The following is a 2,552-nucleotide window of genomic DNA, read 5'->3' as shown; positions in this document are numbered from 1 at the left end:
TGGATAAGCCGGGTAAAGTGACCCACCTTCGCCGGATGAAACTGACCAGGGTAAACGAACTGCCTAGATTTGATCTATCCTTGGGTTAAACTTAGTTTTTATTTTTCAATTTTCTTCTCATTGATTCTCCTTTTATGTCGATTCTGTGTGCCGTGTGCACCAAACGGTCGAGAATGGCATCGGCCAGTGTTTTTTCACCTATGATGTCATGCCATACTTCGACTGGTAGTTGTGATGCTATAATAGTGGACCTTTTGCCGTGACGGTCCTCGATGATCTCCATAAGCGCATGCCTGTTGATGTTGTCCAATGGTTTAAGGCCGAAGTCGTCCAAGATGAGCAAGTCCTGTTTTTCAAGTTTGCTTATCTGTTTTGGATAGGAACCGTCGGCCTTTGATGTCTTGAGCAGGGTAAAGAGCTTGGCGGTGTTGAAGTACATGACCTTTCGCCCCAAGGAGCAGGCCTGGTGGCCGATGGCCGAGGCCAGATAACTTTTCCCCACACCGGTACTACCGGTAATAAGTATGTTTTCCCTTTTAGGGATGAACCCGCAGGAACCGAGCCTCCGGACCAGGTTCTTGTCCAGTTGGCGTGACGGTCGGTAATCGATGGCCTCCATGACGGCCGTATACCTGAACCTTGCGGACTTGGTCAATCGCTCTATCCTACGGTTGTGCCGGTCGTCCCATTCGCTCTGGACGAGATAGGCGATCAGTTCATCGTTGGTGTAACCGGTGGACGGACCGCCGGTTTCCATTGTTGTGGTGAAGGCCCTGTGCATTCCATAGAGCCTCATTTCTTTCATCAATTGCATTGTTTTTTCGTTCATATGTTCTGTTTTTAAGTATTGTTCCTATTCGTAGTATTTTCCTCCCCTTATGTTGTTGTGCTCGGGCATTTCCATATCCCCGTCCATACGTTCATCGATCTGGTCCCATCCCTTTTTCAGGATGCGCTCGACCATATTGTAATTGTACGCACCATATTCCGAGGCACGTTTGCACGCATTCTCAAGACGTCCCCTTCCGTACTTTTTGGCAAGGTGGAGCACGCCCAGACAGGACTTATAGGATTGTTCCGGGTGTTGCTTCTTCTCCAGGATGGCAATGATGTACCCTTTACAGTGTCCACCGATATTGCCCGCCCAATCGATGAACCTTTCACTGCTCCATTCGCTTACGAACCTGTGGTGCGAGGGCATATGGTCGGCCAAGGTGGTATAGCCGTATTTTTTCCTGTCCCTTGTATGTACGGCGAACCTTTCGTGCTTATGGTAGATTTCGACGATACTGTCGGTATAGACCAGCTTGACCTGTTTGCCTATATGCCTGTAGGGCACGCTGTAATAATGCTTGTCCTTCCCAAAATAGATATGGCTGTTCTTGTGCACGGTGGCCTGGGCATATCGTTTTACCTCATAGCGTTTCGCCGGTAACGGCATCAGTTCGCCCTTCTCGATTTCCATGAAAAGTGAACGCCTGGAATATTCCCTTCCCCTGAACGGCATTGTGTTGTGTTTTTCCAACAGTTCCCTTATCGCCATGTTGATATCGGCCATGCTATGGAAGACCTGGTTCCGTAAAGGGGCGAACACCCTGGTGTAGATTATCTTCACGGCGTTCTCCACTATGGCCTTGTCCCTTGGCCTATAGGTACGTGTGGGCAGTACCGCCGTTTCATAGTGTTCGGCAAAGTCGGCGAAGACCTCGTTGACCTTGGGCTCGTAACGGCTGCTCTTGGTGACCGCCGACTTCAGGTTGTCGGGTACCAGGGCCTTTGGTACGCCGCCGTAGAACCATAGTGCGTTTTCGGTGCAGCGGATGAAGTCCTCCAGTTTTTGGCTCGCACAGGCCTCTACATAAGTATATTGGCTGCTGCCCAGTATGCAAACGAACACCTCCAGTTCCTTCAGTTCACCGGTGTCCCTGTCAACAATGTGGAGTTTCTTCCCCGTGAAGTCTATAAAGAGCTTGTCGCCGGCCTTGTGCTCCATGTGCATTACCGGCGAGGTCTCCTTGCGCCATTCGGCGTACCAGTACTTGAACTGTGAGAGCTTGAAGCCATCGGGATGCTTGGCATAATATTCCTCCCAGAGCAACTGTCGGGTAACCCCGGTCTTTCTTATTTCCTTATCAAAATAGGGAAAGTACTGCCTTAAGGTCAGCAACCGTTGGCTCTTGCGCTTTTGCCCGTCCTTAAAAAGGCCGTGGAGTTCCTCCAAGGTCATCTTCTCCACTTCGTAGGCCGTAAAACGGTACCGCTTGAAGAATTCTATGTACTTCCTGACCGTGACACGGGATATGCCCAATTGTTGGCTTATCCCCCGTTTGCTCATGCCGGAGGTGTAAAGTTTGTAAATCAGTTTTGTCTTTCGCATGTCTATCTGCTTGTTCGCCATGGTGCTTTTTAACAAAAAAAGCACTTAGACTTTTTACAGATAGATCTAATCTAAAGGTGGTCCACTTTGACCCGGCGAAGGTGGGTCACTTTCGTCCGGCCAGCTATGGTCACTTTAACCCAGCGAGGGTGGTATACTATGTCCGGCGTTTCCA

Annotated in this window: 2 protein-coding genes; both read right to left on the bottom strand. The window is 49.7% G+C overall.

The genetic code is table 11. The features are described 5' to 3' along the window. Nucleotides 1–91 precede the first annotated feature (91 nt). On the bottom strand, nt 92–829 hold the full coding sequence (gene istB, locus J0656_RS19995; RefSeq protein WP_207037074.1) for an IS21-like element helper ATPase IstB: 738 nt from the start codon (nt 827–829) through the stop codon (nt 92–94). A gap of 24 nt (nt 830–853) precedes the next feature. Further along, nucleotides 854–2,398 carry an IS21 family transposase gene (istA, locus tag J0656_RS19990; RefSeq protein ID WP_207037072.1) on the bottom strand — a complete coding sequence of 515 codons (1,545 nt, stop codon included), beginning with the start codon at nt 2,396–2,398 and terminating at the stop codon, nt 854–856. Nucleotides 2,399–2,552: the final 154 nt, after the last annotated feature.

Source organism: Flagellimonas aurea (genome assembly GCF_017313785.1).
Classification (GTDB): Bacteria; Bacteroidota; Bacteroidia; order Flavobacteriales; family Flavobacteriaceae; genus Flagellimonas; species Flagellimonas aurea.
Note: the sequence above shows the minus strand (reverse complement) of the source record. Positions and strands in the feature narration are given on the sequence as shown.